General features: G+C 58.1%; 1 protein-coding gene. It reads left to right on the forward strand.

The window, feature by feature from the left end; translation table 11 throughout:
* Positions 1 to 527 (forward strand): TOBE domain-containing protein (locus CXQ90_RS21910; RefSeq protein ID WP_146068978.1); only part of this gene is annotated, 527 nt, incomplete at both ends.

Here is a 527-nt window from a genome sequence, read left to right on the forward strand (position 1 = left end):
TCGGGCTGACCACGGTCTATGTGACCCATGACCAGTCCGAAGCCTTCGCGCTTGCTGACCGTATCTCCCTGATGCAGAAGGGCCGCATTGTGCAGATTGGCGGACCGACTGAAATGTACGGGGCCCCAGCCAGCGCAGAAATCGCTCATTTCCTGGGCGTCTCGAATATCTTTGGCTGTACCGCGGAAAAAGCAGCCGATGGATCCGTCACCGCACAAGTTGCCAATACTAATTCCATCGTCCGGAGCCAGCAGCGGACGCTTGCATCCGGCGAAGTAAGGATGTGCATTCGTGCCGAGGATTTCATCCTGAGCAGCGAGCCCAAGGGAGTCGAGAACGAATGGGAAGGAACCATTCGCGTGAGCGGTTTCCAGGGCAGCAGCATCCGCTACGCGGTACGCCTTGTCGATGGCTCCGAACTTGACGTATTCGTACCGACTAAGGGCAGCGGGCACCACGCCATCGGTGACATAGTGTATGCCCGCGTCTCCCCAGCAAATGTTCAGATCTTGCCCGCAGAGGTCGTA

Origin of the sequence: Arthrobacter sp. ZGTC131, assembly GCF_002929275.1 — a bacterium.
GTDB lineage: Bacteria > Actinomycetota > Actinomycetes > Actinomycetales > Micrococcaceae > Arthrobacter.